The organism is Paenibacillus sp. FSL R5-0470, from assembly GCF_037975205.1.
Classification (GTDB): Bacteria; Bacillota; Bacilli; order Paenibacillales; family Paenibacillaceae; genus Paenibacillus_AQ.
Genome location: NZ_CP150238.1, coordinates 1,486,804 through 1,503,737, shown reverse-complemented (window position 1 = coordinate 1,503,737; position 16,934 = coordinate 1,486,804). Strand labels below are relative to the sequence as shown.

Sequence of the window (16,934 nt, the reverse complement as noted above, 5' to 3'; positions counted from 1 at the left end):
ATACCCTTATTTTAAAATCGTCACAACTCCTGCTTCTACCCTCTCGGAACGCCTGCCCCTCTCCCAACATATGATGTACGACAATGCGTGGAAAGGGGACGCTCTATGATTCGTTATCGTCGACCGAAGCAGGATGACGTTGTTATTTTTGATTTAATCGAGCGACAGCTCGTTCCATTATCTCATCTGCCGCAAACTGAAATCACTAAAATCAAAAAGGATTTACCCCGTCGTCTAGGACACGGAATCACACTTGTCACCTGTCCCGACTATGAAAGCGATCCAAACGGGTTTGTCCATTTCTTGCTGCATGGTGATTTACTCTACATCGATATGCTAGCCATTGCACCAGATGCTCGGCGAAAACACTTGGGAAATATGCTTATGGATCGGGCAGAAAGATTTGCACTTTCTCGCGGTTGTCATCGTTCTAAGGTATCTGTCGATCTAGGGAATGCAGCAGCGCTAGCCTTTTATCGAAAATTGGGCTACAGCGTAGCCCGTTATCAATCACTAAGTTTTTGTTACGAGCTTGAGAAACGATTCTCCTAGCCAAAGCAGCACTTATCGGAACTCAAAAGAATCCAAAAGGTGAATATGGTGTGCCTCCGTACCCATAACCTCCATAAGGAGTTCCATATCCGTAACCGCCACCATAAGGTGTAGCTCCACCATAGCCTCCTCCATAGCCACCGCCATAACCTCCACCATAAGCATAAGGGGCAGTACCAATGGCGAGCAAATCAAACAACACTAATGGAATGATTGCTTTAGTTTGTACTTTTTTACCACTCACACGTTGCAAAATAAGACGATTTCCTGATACACGAAGGAGCTTTCCTGTAACCTGTGTGCCATCTTTTTTCACAGCGATGATCTGTTTACCTATGAGCCTCATAACCTGCTTTTTCGTAACTGGCTTAGTCATAATATCCCCTCCAAAAAGTTTTGCATGCCTCTGATTCCCACCATCTTCAAAACAGTTTATTCGCACAAAAGTACCTTCGCCTGTACACTTGCCCTTACCTCTTAATGTTTATCCATATCGATCCTAACAAAAAAAAGCCGTATCTCCGGAAAAGTCCGGAAATACGGCTTGATAATGATATAAGCAAAAAATCGAAAAGATCTAGCGTTTACCAGGATCGTAAGGCTGACCTAATGCCTTAGGAGCAGCGGAACGACCTACAGCACCCACCAATACAATGATCGTTAATACGTAAGGAATCATAAAGATAAACTCTTGTGGAATGTCCTTTGACCATTCAAACAATTGTACGTAGTTACGGATCGCTTGAGAGAATCCGAAGAACACAGCAGCGCCAAAGGCACCAAGCGGATTCCACTTACCAAAGATCATCGCTGCAATAGCGATAAAACCTTGACCTGAAATCGTATTATGTCCAAAGGTTCCGGTTGTAGTTAGAGTGATGGTAGCACCACCGATACCAGCCAGCAATCCACTCAGCATTACGCCGATATATCTCATCCGCTTCACCTTGACCCCTAAGGTGTCTGCAGCACTAGGATGTTCACCTACTGCGCGTAAACGCAGTCCAAATGGCGTTTTAAACAAAACGAAATAAATAACAATAACCAGCACAATGGCCAGATAAGTGGTCGGATAGGAATTAAATATCCCTTCACCGATCACTGGGATTTTGGAGAGTCCAGGAATTGAAACCTTGTTAAACCCATCGATTAGTGGAGTTTCAGCAGATCCATCAAACAGCAGCTTTACCATGTAGAGCGTACTGCCTGCGGCTAAAAAGTTAATAACCGTACCACTGATCGTCTGATCCGATTTAAAGGTAATAGCTGCAACTGCATGAATTAGTGAACCAATTACCCCGACGGCCATAGCACATAGTACGCCAATCCAAGGAGCCCATTCACCCATCCCAGCATCTTGAGCATAATAACCGCCCACTGCTGCGGCAAAAGCACCAAACATCATCAAACCTTCAAGTCCAATATTTACGACACCAGAGCGTTCAGAGAAGATGCCGCCAAGTGAGGCAAAAATAAGCGCTGTGGAAAAAACAAGCGTTGTATTAAGCAGTTGACCTAACGTCTGCAGATCCATCTATAACACCTTCTCTTTCTTGCGCTTGAAGTAAAAGGGCTTAAGCACCCAGCGCACAATCCCTTGTGCCGCAATAAAGAATATGATTGAACCTATAACGATACGAATAAGCTCTGGAGGAACATCTGCAGCAAAACTCATTCCTGCAGAACCATAAGTCAACGTACCATAGAGAATCGCAGCAAGAACAACACCAAGTGGATGTGTTAAACCAAGTAGAGCCACTGCGATACCATCAAAACCATATCCTGGTGATGCCGCGAACACAGATTGATAATGGAATACACCCAGTACCTCCCCTGCTCCGGCCAACCCTGCAAATACTCCACTTATGAACATTGCTTTTACAACGTTACGGCCAACATTCATACCTGCGTACTCGGCAGCATGAGGATTGTAACCAACAGCACGCATTTCATATCCTTGCTTAGTCTTCCATAAGTAGACATAGAAGAATACTGCTGCGGCAAGGGCAATAGCTGTTCCCCAGTGCAGACGTGCATTGTCAAATAAAGAATTCAAGAACGTCATAGAAAGTGAAGCTGGAATATCCTCGGAACGATTCTGTCCCGGAAGTAAAAGAAATGCTCTTACAATATAATTCGACAAGTACAGAGCAACCCAGTTTAACATGATCGTGGTAATAACTTCATTAATCCCACGTTTGGCCTTTAAGTAGCCAGCGATACCAGCCCACAGACCTCCACATAACCCTGCTATAATAACAGCAAGCGGAACCAATATGAATCCTGGCAAGGCTGCAAATTTAATGCCCACCACGGTTGCAGCTGTCATACCAATCATCACTTGTCCGTCTGCCCCGATATTAAACATCCCTGAACGGAATGCAAAGGCTACGGCTAAACCAGTGAGCATTAATGGCGTCATTTCGCGCACGGCTTCACCAAAGTTGTACAAGTTACCAAATACACGTGAGAACAGTGCGGAGTAAGCAGTTATCGGATCATAACCACCCATAAGCATAACTATTGCTCCCACAAGAAAACCAAGTACGATGGCGACAAGAGGAACGATATAGCTGTCAGTTGTGAAGATTTTTTTGAACTTATTCAACTGCCTTACCTCCCCGCTTCAAGCTGCCTGCCATCATAAGACCCAGTTCCTGGTCATTCGTATCCTGCGGGAACACTTCACCGACAATTTTGCCTTCATAGATTACAGCAATTCTGTCTGATACATTCATAATCTCGTCCAATTCAAACGAAATGAGCAATACAGCTTTTCCTTGGTCACGCTGTGCGATAAGCTGCTTTTGAACAAACTCGATAGCCCCAACATCTAGACCGCGTGTTGGTTGTGCTGCAATAAGTAATGTCGGATCTTTATCTATTTCCCGAGCAATAATCGCTTTCTGTTGATTTCCGCCGGATAGAGAACGTGCTTTGGTCTGAATTGAAGGTGTACGCACATCAAATTGCTCCACAAGACCTTCAGCATATTTATCAATGACATCATTTTGCATAAAGCCATTTTTGTTATATGGACTCTTATAGTAAGTTTCCAGAACCATGTTCTCACTTACTGAGAAATCAAGCACCAAACCATGCTTATGACGGTCCTCTGGAATATGAGACACATTCATCTCCGTAATCTTACGCGGGGATAAATTAGCTATTTCGTTCCCGGACACCTGAATAGAACCAGAATCAATTTTACGCAGACCTGTAATGGCCTGAATCAGTTCACTCTGTCCATTGCCATCTACACCAGCTATTCCGAGAATTTCTCCGGCTTTCACATCAAAGCTAAGACCGTCCAGCACCGAGACACCGTCTTTACTCTTGCTGTTCACATCCTTCAGCTCGAGTACAGTTTTGCCAACCTCAGGAGCCTTCTTATCTACCTTGAAGGTTACGCCACGTCCAACCATCTTCTCAGCTAGTTCATTCGGATTAGTCTCTGCGGTATTTACGGTATCGATTACTTTTCCGCGTCTAATAATGGTTACCCGATCAGATATTTGCATAATTTCTTTAAGCTTATGCGTAATCAGGATAATAGATTTTCCCTCTGCAACAAGCCGCTTCATAATCGCCATCAATTCCGTAATTTCTTGAGGCGTAAGTACTGCAGTCGGCTCATCAAATATGAGAATATCCGCTCCGCGGTACAGGGTCTTCATAATTTCTACCCTTTGCTGCATACCTACAGAAATGTCATGAATAACGGCATTTGGATTCACTTGCAGGCCATATTGCTCCGATAGCTTCCGAACCTGTTCCGCAGCGGATTTATAGTCAATTTTAAGACCTTTCTTCGGCTCCATCCCAAGAACAATATTCTCGGTAACCGTAAAAGGTTCCACGAGCTTGAAATGCTGATGCACCATACCAATACCAAGCTCAATCGCTTTATTGGGATTATCAATTATAACCGGTTTCCCGTCGATTTCAATACTACCTTCGTCCGGTTGATACAATCCAAACACGATATTCATTAGGGTTGATTTACCTGCACCATTCTCACCGAGCAATGCAAGAATCTCACCCTTTTTTAAGGTCAAGCTAATGGAATCGTTAGCAACAATACCAGGAAATCGTTTTGTGATTTGCTTCAACTCTACGACAGGAGCCGCAGCACTCATGGAATCACCCTCATCACAGAATATATAACTACCATGCAGACACGGATGTACCGCCCTTTTCAAGACGGTATAACTGTGTCCAACTTATCATAACCAGTGCTTTAACAAGGAATAAGGCCAGCACATAACCGGCCTTATTCTTTGTTGCTTATTGTAATCCGACAAATAAAAGGGAGATCTTACTCGGTAGGAACTGTAATTGTTCCATCAATGATTTGTTTTTTGTAATCTTCAACTTTAGCCAAGATCTCTTCAGAAACGTTAACTTTAGATGTATCAGAGATACCTACACCATTGTCTTTCAAACCAAGAACAGTTGTAGTACCACCTTTGAAAGTACCATCGATTACTTCTTTGGAAACCTTCTTCACAGCTTCGTCAACGCGTTTGATCATGGAAGTCAAAGTTACGTCCGTACCAAATTCAATGGATTGGTCTTTGTCTACACCGATAACCCAAACTTTTGCACCGCCAGCTTTGTTACGGGATTTAGCTTCGTTAAATACGCCATTTCCTGTTGCACCAGCAGCAGGGAAGATGATGTCATTACCATCGTTATATAATGTAGCGGCAAGAGATTTACCAGTATCTGGTTTGTCATATGCACCTGCATAAGTAATTGTAACTTTAGCGTCAGGCTTAACTGCTAATACACCAGCTTTAAAGCCTACTTCAAAACGTTTGATTACTGGGCTTTCCATACCGCCGATAAAAGCTACCTTGTTAGTTTTTGTAGTCAAACCAGCAACCACACCAACCAAGAAGGAACCTTCGTTCTCAGAGAAAGTAACGGATGCTACGTTAGGAGCATCTACAACGCTATCAATAATTGCCAAGTTAGCATTTGCGTTCTCACCAGCAACCTTTTTAATTGCGTCGCCAAGATCAAAACCAATACCCCAAGTCAAGTTGTAGCCATCTTTAACGAATTGGTTAAGGTTTGGCTCATAGTCAGCGTTTGATTTACTTTGCAAATATTTAACGGAAGAACCTGTTTCTTTTTCAAGAGCTTGTAATGCTTCCCATGCGGATTGGTTAAACGATTTATCGTTTACGCCTCCGATGTCAGTAACCATACCAAATTTGAAATCAGATTTTGCGGCATTTGTTCCGCCATTTGTTCCTGCATTAGTCTCGCCATTTGCAGCATTCTTAGCGTTGTTGTTTCCGCAACCGGCCAATACTACTGTGAATGCCAGCAACATTACAAGAGATAGCTTGAAAACTTTTTTCATTGAATGTGATCCCCCTTAAAATATTGGATGTCATCTGTGTTCTACTTGGACATTCCATAGATCAAATTATAACTGCAATAAAATCTAAAATCCAGTCCATAAATGACCTCAGGTCAATAAATATTTGTACTTTTTCGTAAGTAACCGCTTTCCATGACACGACATGTTATCATCATGTTTGAATGATGTTAGAAAACCTTATTTTACTTTGTATAGTATTCCAACACATTACAAATATTATTGCACACTTATGTGTTTTCTATTATTATGATTGCTTAGTATTTGCACTGAAAGGAAGTTATCAGATATGACCGATGAAAAAAATCCACAAACGATGCCGGCTTTTAAATATTGCCGTGAATCCCGTGTCTTCAAAACCGGACGCGTTTTCCCTAATGATGTTAATAATCACAAAACATTGTTTGGCGGTAAGCTTATGAGCGGCATTGATGAAGTAGCCTCCATCTCAGCTATGCGCCATTGCCGTGCCAATGTCGTTACAGCCTCTACAGACTCTGTTGACTTCTTGAGGCCCATCCGACCTACAGACTCCGTATGCTTCGAATCCTTCGTTTCTTGGACCGGACGTACAAGCATAGAGGTATTCGTAAAGATCATTTCAGAAAACTTATATACGGGTGAGCGCGCCGTCGCTGCCACTTCATTCCTTACCTTTGTTGCAGTTGGGGAGGATGGTACTCCCACTCCAGTTCCTGCCATAATCCCAGAGACCGATGAAGAGAAATTGATCAGCGAATCAGCTAATGAACGTTCTGAGCTACGTAAAGTAAGAAGAACCATCAGTAAAAAGCTCGCTGCCGAGCTCAATACTGTGAAGTACTGGGAATAACTCTGCATTAAGCAGAGTTTTTTTCTCGTTTTTTTTACGGCAGAGAAATCATTTCCTCATTCTATATACTTCATACCACACAAAAAAGCACCGCTGCATGGGCAACACGCAGGCGGTGCTTTTCGATTATATTACAACACTTACGCGTTGATTTTCTCTTTGGCAATACCAGCCAAGGAGTTGAATGCGTTAAGATCATTTACAGCCAGATCAGCCAGCATCTTACGGTTAACTTCTACACCAGCCAATTTCAAGCCGTATACAAGCTTGCTGTAAGAAAGACCGTTCAAACGAGCTGCTGCATTAATACGAACGATCCACAGTCTGCGGAAGTTACGTTTAGTTTGACGACGGTCGCGGTAAGCGTAAACCATCGATTTCATTACTTGTTCTTTAGCTGTTTTAAAAATGCGGTGTTTAGAACCGAAATAACCTTTTGCCAATTTCAATACTTTTTTATGTCTACGACGAACTACAAATCCGCCCTTAACTCTTGCCATATTAATAAACCTCCCAAAAATGTGTGATAAACTATTTCAAGTTAGCCAATCCTTGTTTCAAACGTCTTACATCCCCAGGGGCCATTACTGGATTACCGTTCAGAACGCGCTTAGCGCGTTTAGATTTGTGGGACAGCAAGTGGTTTTTGTGAGCTTTGTAACGTGTTACTTTACCAGTTCCGGTAATTTTGAAGCGGCCTTTCAGGCTGCTATGTGTTTTCATCTTAGGCATGGTGTTTCCTCCTTGAATATTATGCGGCGCCAAATTGCATGTAAGCAAGTGACTCCAGATTTATTGGGCTTTAGGAGCCAAGATCATAATCATGCTGCGACCTTCCAGCTTAGGCTGGCGCTCAACAACAGATATATCAGCCACTTCGTTCTTAACACGCTCGAGGATTTTCTGGCCGATATTCGCATGTGTAATCTCACGTCCGCGGAAACGAACGGAGCACTTTACTTTATCGCCTTCACCCAAGAACTTGATCACATTGCGGAACTTGGTTTGATAATCATGTTCCTCAATGTTAGCACGAAACCAGACTTCCTTGATATCAACGACCTTCTGGTTCTTACGGGCTTCCTTCTCTTTCTTCTGCGTTTCATAACGGAACTTGCCGTAATCCATGATGCGGCATACCGGCGGCTTAGCCTGTGGTGCTACATTGACTAAATCTAGATTAAGATCGATCGCCATTTGCAACGCTTCGCGGATCGGTTTAATTCCGATTTGTTCACCTTCCGCACCAACCAACCGTACCTCTTTGGCCCGAATTTCATCATTGATCATATGTTCCTTACTGATAACTCTCCACCTCCGGATCTTTTTAACAACTATACTGCCTTACTCCATAAAAAAGGGGTGCCGGTAACACCCGACACCCCGTGTTTGATCAACGTTCATGAACATTAACATTCATAAAGCATTGAGATCAAAACCAGCCGGCGAATATGCCAGTCAGGTGAGAAGCAGGTGCTTCTTCTTGCAATCCCTATGATTTGCGTACTTGAATACTATACACCACTCCAAACGGAGTGTCAATTCTTTTATTCAATATTCTTAAATATCTTATACCTGCTTGCTTTGCACTTCTTCAAGTCTTACGACACGCGTATGCTTGGTATGGCTCCATTGCTTGTTGTTCTGCGTAAAGAACGCATAGAACGTAATTGGATACCAAGAGATCAGGTAAATTGGGAAGAACACCAGATAAGCGTACACCTTCTTGAATTTAACCTTCTCCAAAGCCATCGCAATCCCAAAGGTCACCAGATTCAAACCGATCGCAAGAAAACCGAGCCAGACTGGCAAGCTGCCGTAAATATTAGCAATATTCGGTCCGTTAAAGAGGGCCATATCCACCCACATTACCGCCGTCATCAAGAAGGTGAGCAAAACAATGTACACATTTGCTCCGTAAAGCGCAAGGTCAAACTTCGTTAAGCTACGTTCTTTAATACTTTGCCAAAGTAATGGAAAAAAATAACGACGAGCTACAGTAAAGTGTCCTTGCATCCAGCGCAGACGCTGTCTTGAAGAGGCCTTGAAAGTTAGAGGCTTCTCATCAAATACCTTTGCGTCATAGTTGAACTTAGGATATACACCATGAGATGCACTGCGCATCGTAAACTCCAGATCCTCAACCAAGCTTGTAGCTCCCCAGCCCATCTCTTTAAGGAGATTGGTCTCGAAACACATTCCTGTTCCGCCAAGGAAGTTCGCCATATTCAAATTATGGCGTGAAAGTTGCCACAAACGGTTAATATACCAATACGACACACCATACGCAGCAGTAATCCAGGAATCTTCTGGATTCTTGGTGTCAATATAACCTTGAATAACACGTGCTCCTGAACAAAGATCATTATTCATCTCCATTAGGAATTCAGTATGTGCCAGATTATCGGCATCAAACATTACAACTGCGTCATATTGACGCTGCATGCCCCAAAGCTCCTTGAGCATCCATTCAATGGCATAACCTTTACCACGTAGATTCGGGTTAGTACGGACACAAGCGTTCATTCCGTGCTCTCTAACGATGCGAGCTGTGCCATCTGTACAATTGTCACAAATTACAAATACGTCAAACAGCTCTGAAGGATAGTTAAGCTGCTTCAGGTTCTCCATTAACGCGCCGACGACTTCTTCCTCGTTATGTGCAGCAACAAGTACTGCAAATGTTTTTTCTGGCTTATACTTTGTCTTTGTCTTTTTCTTGTGCAGACCAAATAACGAAAAGGTAAACTGATATACTGCGATTGCTGCCAAGATCACTTGGAGCGTAACAAACAGTGCGTCTGTCATGACCTTTTGATGCCCCCTTTTTTTCACTCTCGGTGTTCTTTTTTTTCTCTCTAGCTTGCTTGACGTTCCTTCTGACCCTTTTGTTGCATCCCTTAACAATAGACCAAGAGTATTCTTATTCTAGGCAGACTTCACAATTTTTATATGTGTTGTTTAAAAGAATTGTATGGATTCCATTTATTTGGATCCTTATTTATCTCTTACCCTTTTAAACATGTTTAGTCCGCTTGAATCATTGTACGGCGTTAGCGGCTCTAAGTCAAAACTAGCAAATTTCTAGCAAAACTGAGCTTTTCCTTGAAATGGACTACCTTTAAAAAGTATGATTAAGACAGATCTAATGCTAAAGAACGGACTGCTCATAAGCACCTGTTATCGGTAGCCGACTGGCGGAGGGACAAGATATGAGACATTTATTCATGAAGCTACATCTCTGGGAGCGGCACCTTTTTAAGTGGATCAACGGTCGAATGCATAATCGTTTTCTGAACTTTTGGCTCTTCTATCTCACTCATTTGGGTGGAGCTACAAGCACAATTGTTATCAACATACTGATATGGGCATTTGCTCCTCAGCCATGGAGAACCGCTAGCCTGCAAGCAATGACGGCTCTAGCTGTTAGCCATTTGCCCGTTGCTGTCGCTAAAAAACTGTATCCACGCATGCGGCCTTATCTGGCGTTACCGGATACGAACACATTTCGTAATCCATTAAAGGATCATTCCTTTCCTTCTGGTCATACTACAGCTATCTTTGCTTCAACGGTCCCATATATGGTAGCATTTCCTGCCTTGACCGTTATTCTGCTGCCGCTGGCCTGTATTGTCGGGTTTTCACGCATTTATCTGGGATTACATTATCCATCTGATGTCTTTGCAGGCTTAGTGATCGGAACCAGTGTTGCAGCGGGCACTATAGCCTTATGGATCTGAAGTATATATGGTTAAACCGGGAAAACCTTTGAGAATAGGTGAATCAAAATTGCAAAAAAAAAGAATTTTAATACTCTCAGAAGGCTTTGGAGCAGGACATACTCAAGCAGCTTATGCGCTGTCGAGCAGTCTGCGCCAACTGTCACCTAATTTACAAACGAAGGTGCTAGAACTTGGGAATTTCCTTAATCCCAAAATGGCACCCATTATTCTGTCTGCTTACCGTAAGACGGTAACGACTCAGCCAAAGCTGATGGGGTATGTCTACCGTCACCAGAAATCATTTAATCGTCTTACCACGCTTGCCCTGCATCGTATATTTTATACGCATACCAAAAATGTTGTTATGCAGTTGAAACCTGACGTTATTGTCTGCACACACTTCATTCCGGGTGCTGTAGTATCTCGTCTTAAGAGAGTGGATCCTACCCTAAAGATGCCACTCGTAACTGTTATAACGGATTATGACGCACATGCCAGTTGGATCAGTCCAGAGGTAGACCGTTATCTGGTATCAACACCAGAGGTTAAATCCAAATTGCGTATGCGAAACATTCCTTCTGCAAAAATTCAGGTTACTGGGATACCCGTACACCCTAATTTTTGGCAGCATCCTGGAAAGCAGGAGATTCGACAGCAATTCAATCTCAAGGATATGCCAACGGTACTAGTCATGGGCGGCGGCTGGGGGATCATGAACGATCAGGTTGTAAATGCCTGTCTGGCGGAATGGCGAGAGAAGATTCAGATTGTTTTCTGTCTCGGCAAGAATGAAGAGCTGCTTCAGGAAATGAAAGAAGACTCACGTTATAATCATCCTAATATATCCTTGATCGGCTTTACGCGTGAGATTGACAAGCTGATGGAGGTGTCCGATCTGCTCGTCACGAAGCCGGGTGGAATGACCTGCAGTGAAGGGCTTGCTAAAGGAATACCGATGCTTTTCTATAACCCTCTGCCCGGGCAGGAGGAGGAGAATTGCCGCTATTTTACCGCAGCAGGTTTCGGAGAGCCGATAGAGTCTTTAGACGTAGTCGTAATGTGGATGGAACGTCTATTAAACAACTACGAGGATGTGCAGAATAAGCGAAAACTTCATCTTGAGGAAATCGCCCGTTACCACCCATTGCAATGTGCTCAGAGCATTATCGAATTATTGGAATAGTTAATTTAAAAGCGGCAGCCTCCAAACCACTTGGAGGCTGCCGCTTTATTATTGAAGCACATCTTTTGGAGTAGTGCTTTGTAACTACAACCGATATTTGTCCAAACGGGTAGCTTGATACTGCTTGAGCGCTTCCGCACCTACAATGGCCTCACAACGATGGATATTCACGCCACGTCCGACAAATTTCGTCTCGTATTCCGTCATAATATGATCCTCATTTATGATGCCGTCCGCATGTAGGTCTAACGAGATATTTTTCATCTGTAGACCAAAGTCCGCAAATGCATTTAATGAGAATTCAAATAGGCTTCGAGAATCTGTTTTCAAATGAATTTCACCTAAGTCGCTTAGCAGCCCCCGATATTTGTCAAGAAAACGCGGGTGTGTCAAACGACGACGAGCATGCTTACTCTTCGGCCATGGATCACTGAAGTTAAGATAAATTCGTTCCAGCTCTCCTGGAGCAAATACTTCCTCTGCATAATCAATATTGGCGAGTGCCAATTTCAGGTTGGGCGGCGTCTCATGACCTGCCGGCTCCCATACTGCTCTAGCCTTATCTCCAGCACGGCGGATCAGCTCATCATACATATCAACGCCGATAAAATTAATATCGGGATATTTGAAGCTCATTTGGCTGATAAACTGTCCCTTGCCCATTCCGAACTCCACATGGATCGGATGATCATTTCCGAACAGCTTAGACCACTCACCTTTATAACTCCGAGGGTCAAGAATGACTAGATCGGTCTGTTCTTCCAAACTTTCACGTATTCCTTTTCTTCCGCGTAAACGCATAGGTATTCCTCCGATTATCTCTTATACGATAACTGTCACTTGCAATATTGTGCCGAAATTGTCCCGAAAAGTAAAGGGATTGAGGTAAAAAAGAAAAAGGAATTCTCTGGCTCAGCTCTTAAATGAGCTATCCAGGGGAATTCCTTCGTTGTGTATATTTGGAATTAAGGCTCATTCTTGTCCGGTAGATTAGGATCTACTTTGTGTTTGAGCTTGTGGCAAATGTCTTTTTTTCGAATGCGCTGCGAATTTTACGCTGTGCATCTGTCTTGATCTTAGGGTTGCCGTTAAATTCCACACCTGTTAGTGCAAGGGCTTCATCTGGCGTTAAGTGGACTTCAATCGAATCTTTACCCTCAGCATATACCGTTTGAGAATTCATTGCTATCACCTCACGGTTATTATTATGGATCGGACGACACGAAATTATGAACTCCTGGCTGAATTTCTTTAAGCCACAGCAGCTTTTCACACTCTGAATATAACATACTATGTAAGCATTTTCAAGTTGAAAGCGCCTTACTTTCGGCCTATTTTTCATGCCAGTACCGGGAGTGAATGTTACGCCGAGCTCTGTTTTTTGATACAATGTATTGGATTATAAGAAACGGCTGTGTGTTCTTTTATAAAGGATGCCATCCGTCTCAGAAAAATATAAGGATAAGGATACTTATCTATGTTTATATTTTCAGAAAGGAGCTCCTCGTGTCTAATCTTCAATACACTACTCCTCCGCAGCTTTGGGGAGATAAACGTTTTCATACCTGGAATTACGAAATGCGTGAACATTTGAACACCAAGGTATTCAAAGTTATGCTTGATGCAGGCTTTACCTGTCCCAACCGTGACGGCTCCATCGCTAAAGGTGGTTGTACTTTTTGCAGTGCCAGAGGTTCTGGTGATTTTGCGGGAAGTCGCCGAGATGATCTCGTCACCCAATTTAATAATATCCGTGACAAGCAGCATCTAAAATGGCCAAACGCTAAATACATCGGATATTTTCAGGCCTATACGAATACGTACGCTCCGGTCGAAGAGCTTAGAGAATATTTCGAAGTGATTCTACAGCAGCCAGGTGTCGTTGGACTATCTATTGCTACACGGCCTGACTGTTTGCCGGATGATGTTGTCGAATATTTGGCCGAGCTAAACGAGCGCACGTATCTGTGGGTAGAGATGGGTCTCCAGACTATACACGACTCCACCTCTGAGCTAATTAACCGGGCTCACGATAGCCAGTGTTATGTAGATGCTGTTGAGAAGTTGCGGCGTCATGGCATTCGTGTCTGCACCCATATCATTCACGGTCTCCCACAGGAGACGCATGAAATGATGCTTGAAACGGTATCTGCTGTGGCTCGCATGGATGTGCAAGGAATTAAGATTCACCTTCTGCATCTCATGCGTAAAACACCCATGGTGAAGCAATACGAAGCTGGATTGCTACGATTCATGGAACAGGACGAGTATGTGAAGCTCATTGCCGATTCACTCGAAATTTTGCCCCCTGAAATGATTGTACATCGCTTGACTGGAGACGCTCCTCGGGATATCTTAATCGGACCGATGTGGAGCCTCAAGAAATGGGAAGTGCTAAATGCCATTGACGATGAGCTAGTTGCTCGTGATACTTGGCAGGGTAAGTATTGGAGGAAGAGCTAATGGGCTTTATGTCCGTTTTAAGCTTTGCTCATAAATTAATCTCTGAGCGGTTAACTTTAGGTGATCGTGCGATTGATGCCACAGTAGGCACTGGTGCTGATACGCTTTTTCTAGCCAAAGCAACCGGAGCTCGCGGTGAAGTCTACGGCTTTGACATTCAAGCTGCAGCACTGAGGCTGGCTGAAGAGCGCCTGCGGCTTGCAAGAGAGGAAGCTCCCTCGCTCGCCACCGTCACCTTGCTGGAACGTAGTCACGCCGAAATGGCTGAAGCTGTTCCAGCGAACTGGCATGGCACCGTTGGAGCTGTAATGTTCAATCTAGGCTACTTGCCTTCAGGAGATGCCGACAAGAACATCATTACTCAGCCGGACAGCTCCATTGCAGCCTTGGAAGCTTCTCTCCAGTTACTGCGTCCAGGTGGGATCATTACGGCAGTTCTTTATCCCGGCCATGCAGGTGGAGATAAAGAAGCCGCTGCCGTTGAATCTTGGGCAGCAGTTGTTTCCCAAAAGGTAGCACAAAGCATTGTTTATCGTCAGCTGCAGCGCACGGATTCACCTTATATGATTGCGCTCGAAAAGAAAAAAGGAATCCCCTCTTAAACTGTAAGCATCAAACTATTTTATATTTGGGAAGGAAGATGTAGCAATGACTCAACCATATCCTTTGAAATTTCAACCGGAGTTTAAAGAACGTGTCTGGGGAGGCCGCGCGCTGGAGAAATTCGGCCTAGATCTACCTGAAGGACATATTGGCGAAGGCTGGATGATCGCCGATCACGCGAATGGAACGTCTTCGGTGGTAAACGGAGAGTTAGCCGGTCAAGGCTTAGATCAAATTCGTGAGCAGTTCGGCCATGAATGGTTCGGAAGCAAAGGGATTTCAGAAACGGGTGGAAGATTTCCTCTACTAATCAAATTGCTGGATTGCAACGACAATCTTTCCGTTCAAGTCCACCCTACAGATGATTATGAGGGATTGCCACAAGGTGAACTGGGTAAAACAGAGATGTGGTACGTGTTAGACGCTAAGCCAGGTGCCAAAATCATCTATGGTCTTAAAGAAGGCGTGGATCGTGAAACATTGCGCGAAGCACTGGAGAAAGGCACCGTTATGGATAGCCTTCAAGAAGTATCTGTCTCTGCAGGAGACTCCTTCTATATTCCAGCCGGAACCGTTCATGCGCTATGTGCTGGTGTCGTTGTAGCAGAGATCCAGCAAAATTCCGACACTACATACCGCATTTATGACTATGACCGTCCAGGCCTGGACGGAAAACCACGTGAGCTTCATATTGAAGATTCACTTAATGTTACAGCTTATGAAGGCGCCGGGGCTACTTCGATGAAGACAGATAACGCAGTCCCTGGAGAGTGGTTGCAACTTGCCGCTTCGCCATATTTTATCGTTGAAAAAGGAATCGTAAATGGTTCATGGGACCTCACCACTACAGAAGACAGCTTCACTATTCTAGTCATCTGTGAAGGCAGCGGACATCTTGCTTGGGATGGCGGCTCCCAACCTTATGCTGCAGGAGAATGCTATCTGATTCCTTCCAGTCTCGGCCGTTACGCTATCGAAGGTCATTCTACTGTGCTTCGCTCTTATTTACCATAAGTCGAGAACCTTTAGGAGGAATGGACCATGAAGGAAAATAGCTTTACCATAACGGATCCCATAGGTGTAAATATCCATGTCTATGAATGGTTACCTGAATCCGATGTGCCAGTTAGAGGAATCGTGCAAATTTCTCACGGTATGTGTGAAACAGCTATCCGCTATGCTCGTTTTGCGGAAGCATTAACCGGAGTAGGTTATGCAGTATATGTCAATGACCACCGGGGACATGGTAAAACCGCTGGTCAAGTCGATCTGCTTGGCGATGTTGGGGAGGACGGATTCTATTGGATGCGGCGCAATCTGCTCCAGGTAGCAGCCAAAGCACTCTCCAAACATGAAGGTAAGCCCATCTTTCTATTCGCTCATAGTATGGGTTCCTTTCTGGCTCAAAAGCTGATGTGTGAAGAGGGTAACGAAATCTATGAAGGATTTATCCTAAGCGGTACAAATGGTCCTCGCGGTATGCTGCGCCTTGGAGAATCTCTGGCTAGTGCACAGCTCAAGTTAAAGGGTGAACATCACCGTAGTGTACTACTGAACAGCTTAGTATTCGGCAGTTACAACCGTGCTTTTTCTCCTGTAAGAACTGCATATGACTGGCTGAGCAGCGATGATGCGGAAGTTGATAAGTACATTGCCGATCCATTCTGCGGAGCCATTTGTACAACACGCTTTTTCCGTGGTTTCTTCCACCTCCTAAGGGAGATCCATTCCGAGGAATCACTTAGAACATTATGTACAAGTAAGCCCATTTATATATTTGGTGGGGATAAGGATCCTGTAGGGATGAGCGGCCAAGGCATTCCTCGTCTTGCGGAGCTGTACAAAAAACGAGGGATATCGGACGTAGAGTATCAGCTCTATCCAGGTGGCAGGCATGAAATGCTTAATGAGGTGAACCGGGATCAAGTTACGGCCGATGTGCTTAACTGGTTAGAACAGCATCTCCCTTCTGAGGTTACGACTACAGCTTAAAAGAAAACCGTAGGTTTTTTGGATTATTTGAGACAGAGCAGCGATCCTCCCGTTATTAGGGGATCGCTGCTCTTCGTTTTGGGTTGTGAGAAGCTTACATTACTCCTAGCTCCTTTCTTCCCCTCCGCTCCCGGACTCATCTGACGCTTTTGGCCAGCCATTACTATCCCCCTTCATTTTCGGACTTAGAAGACT

General features: G+C 44.1%; 20 protein-coding genes and 1 other annotated feature. Of the genes, 8 read left to right on the top strand and 12 right to left on the bottom strand.

Annotated features, from left to right (window positions below; genetic code table 11):
* The first annotated feature begins 105 nt into the window (after window positions 1-105).
* On the top strand, window positions 106-552 hold the full coding sequence (locus MKY99_RS06620; protein ID WP_042125089.1) for a GNAT family N-acetyltransferase: 447 nt from the start codon (window positions 106-108) through the stop codon (window positions 550-552).
* Between the two features lie 22 nt (window positions 553-574).
* Here MKY99_RS06620 and MKY99_RS06615 read toward each other — a convergent pair whose 3' ends face one another.
* The 5 genes from MKY99_RS06615 to MKY99_RS06595 all read right to left on the bottom strand — a co-directional run bounded on the left by MKY99_RS06615 (window position 575) and on the right by MKY99_RS06595 (window position 5,926).
* The gene (locus MKY99_RS06615; protein WP_042125087.1) at window positions 575-928 is read right to left on the bottom strand and encodes a hypothetical protein; all 354 of its coding nucleotides are present in this window, start codon (window positions 926-928) and stop codon (window positions 575-577) included.
* Window positions 929-1,129: 201 nt separating this feature from the next.
* Window positions 1,130-2,086, bottom strand: a complete 957-nt coding sequence (locus MKY99_RS06610) for an ABC transporter permease (RefSeq protein WP_042125085.1) — start codon at window positions 2,084-2,086, stop codon at window positions 1,130-1,132.
* Window positions 2,087-3,160 carry an ABC transporter permease gene (locus tag MKY99_RS06605; protein ID WP_042125082.1) on the bottom strand — a complete coding sequence of 358 codons (1,074 nt, stop codon included), beginning with the start codon at window positions 3,158-3,160 and terminating at the stop codon, window positions 2,087-2,089.
* Window positions 3,153-4,691: an ABC transporter ATP-binding protein gene (locus tag MKY99_RS06600; protein ID WP_042125080.1), complete on the bottom strand. Its 1,539-nt coding sequence runs from the start codon at window positions 4,689-4,691 to the stop codon at window positions 3,153-3,155. The genes MKY99_RS06605 and MKY99_RS06600 overlap by 8 nt, the downstream gene beginning before the upstream one ends.
* A 179-nt stretch (window positions 4,692-4,870) precedes the next feature.
* A complete protein-coding gene (locus MKY99_RS06595; RefSeq protein WP_042185713.1) occupies window positions 4,871-5,926 on the bottom strand; it encodes a BMP family ABC transporter substrate-binding protein in 1,056 nt (351 codons plus the stop codon).
* A 307-nt stretch (window positions 5,927-6,233) separates the two neighbouring features.
* Between MKY99_RS06595 and MKY99_RS06590 the strand changes: the two genes are divergently transcribed.
* Entirely contained in the window at window positions 6,234-6,776 is a 543-nt protein-coding gene (locus MKY99_RS06590) for an acyl-CoA thioesterase (protein WP_042185711.1), read from the top strand.
* A gap of 140 nt (window positions 6,777-6,916) precedes the next feature.
* Here MKY99_RS06590 and rplT read toward each other — a convergent pair whose 3' ends face one another.
* The 4 genes from rplT to MKY99_RS06570 form a co-directional block, all read right to left on the bottom strand.
* Complete coding sequence (gene rplT, locus MKY99_RS06585; RefSeq protein ID WP_042125073.1) at window positions 6,917-7,276, bottom strand: 50S ribosomal protein L20; 360 nt, start codon at window positions 7,274-7,276, stop codon at window positions 6,917-6,919.
* A 31-nt stretch (window positions 7,277-7,307) separates the two neighbouring features.
* Window positions 7,308-7,508, bottom strand: coding sequence for a 50S ribosomal protein L35 (gene rpmI / locus MKY99_RS06580; RefSeq protein WP_036679507.1), 201 nt, complete (start codon window positions 7,506-7,508; stop codon window positions 7,308-7,310).
* A gap of 60 nt (window positions 7,509-7,568) precedes the next feature.
* The gene (gene infC / locus MKY99_RS06575; protein WP_036679510.1) at window positions 7,569-8,066 is read right to left on the bottom strand and encodes a translation initiation factor IF-3; all 498 of its coding nucleotides are present in this window, start codon (window positions 8,064-8,066) and stop codon (window positions 7,569-7,571) included.
* 56 nt (window positions 8,067-8,122) lie between these two features.
* Window positions 8,123-8,267, bottom strand: a sequence feature (ribosomal protein L20 leader region).
* 78 nt (window positions 8,268-8,345) lie between these two features.
* Window positions 8,346-9,584, bottom strand: a complete 1,239-nt coding sequence (locus MKY99_RS06570) for a glycosyltransferase family 2 protein (RefSeq protein ID WP_042185708.1) — start codon at window positions 9,582-9,584, stop codon at window positions 8,346-8,348.
* Between the two features lie 404 nt (window positions 9,585-9,988).
* On the opposite strand from MKY99_RS06570, the gene MKY99_RS06565 reads away from it, so the two are divergent.
* Both MKY99_RS06565 and MKY99_RS06560 read left to right on the top strand, forming a co-directional pair.
* Complete coding sequence (locus tag MKY99_RS06565; protein ID WP_042185706.1) at window positions 9,989-10,516, top strand: phosphatase PAP2 family protein; 528 nt, start codon at window positions 9,989-9,991, stop codon at window positions 10,514-10,516.
* A 49-nt stretch (window positions 10,517-10,565) separates the two neighbouring features.
* Window positions 10,566-11,681, top strand: a complete 1,116-nt coding sequence (locus MKY99_RS06560) for a glycosyltransferase (RefSeq protein ID WP_081382712.1) — start codon at window positions 10,566-10,568, stop codon at window positions 11,679-11,681.
* An 84-nt stretch (window positions 11,682-11,765) separates the two neighbouring features.
* Here the strand turns inward: MKY99_RS06560 and trmB are convergent, their stop codons facing one another.
* Together trmB and MKY99_RS06550 are read right to left on the bottom strand one after the other, a co-directional pair.
* The gene (gene trmB / locus MKY99_RS06555) at window positions 11,766-12,482 is read right to left on the bottom strand and encodes a tRNA (guanosine(46)-N7)-methyltransferase TrmB (protein ID WP_036679523.1); all 717 of its coding nucleotides are present in this window, start codon (window positions 12,480-12,482) and stop codon (window positions 11,766-11,768) included.
* Between the two features lie 196 nt (window positions 12,483-12,678).
* Window positions 12,679-12,864 (bottom strand): hypothetical protein, encoded by a 186-nt coding sequence (locus tag MKY99_RS06550; protein ID WP_042125061.1) that lies wholly within the window; start codon window positions 12,862-12,864, stop codon window positions 12,679-12,681.
* Between the two features lie 323 nt (window positions 12,865-13,187).
* On the opposite strand from MKY99_RS06550, the gene MKY99_RS06545 reads away from it, so the two are divergent.
* The 4 genes from MKY99_RS06545 to MKY99_RS06530 are packed head-to-tail and all read left to right on the top strand — an operon-like array spanning window position 13,188 to window position 16,739.
* Window positions 13,188-14,144 carry a TIGR01212 family radical SAM protein gene (locus tag MKY99_RS06545; protein ID WP_076286344.1) on the top strand — a complete coding sequence of 319 codons (957 nt, stop codon included), beginning with the start codon at window positions 13,188-13,190 and terminating at the stop codon, window positions 14,142-14,144.
* Window positions 14,144-14,746 carry a class I SAM-dependent methyltransferase gene (locus MKY99_RS06540; RefSeq protein WP_339269423.1) on the top strand — a complete coding sequence of 201 codons (603 nt, stop codon included), beginning with the start codon at window positions 14,144-14,146 and terminating at the stop codon, window positions 14,744-14,746. The genes MKY99_RS06545 and MKY99_RS06540 overlap by 1 nt, the downstream gene beginning before the upstream one ends.
* Before the next feature lie 46 nt (window positions 14,747-14,792).
* Window positions 14,793-15,761, top strand: a complete 969-nt coding sequence (locus MKY99_RS06535) for a type I phosphomannose isomerase catalytic subunit (RefSeq protein WP_339269421.1) — start codon at window positions 14,793-14,795, stop codon at window positions 15,759-15,761.
* 27 nt (window positions 15,762-15,788) lie between these two features.
* The gene (locus MKY99_RS06530; protein ID WP_339269419.1) at window positions 15,789-16,739 is read left to right on the top strand and encodes an alpha/beta hydrolase; all 951 of its coding nucleotides are present in this window, start codon (window positions 15,789-15,791) and stop codon (window positions 16,737-16,739) included.
* Between the two features lie 23 nt (window positions 16,740-16,762).
* Here MKY99_RS06530 and MKY99_RS06525 read toward each other — a convergent pair whose 3' ends face one another.
* A complete protein-coding gene (locus MKY99_RS06525; RefSeq protein WP_339269417.1) occupies window positions 16,763-16,900 on the bottom strand; it encodes a hypothetical protein in 138 nt (45 codons plus the stop codon).
* Between the last annotated feature and the right edge of the window lie 34 nt (window positions 16,901-16,934).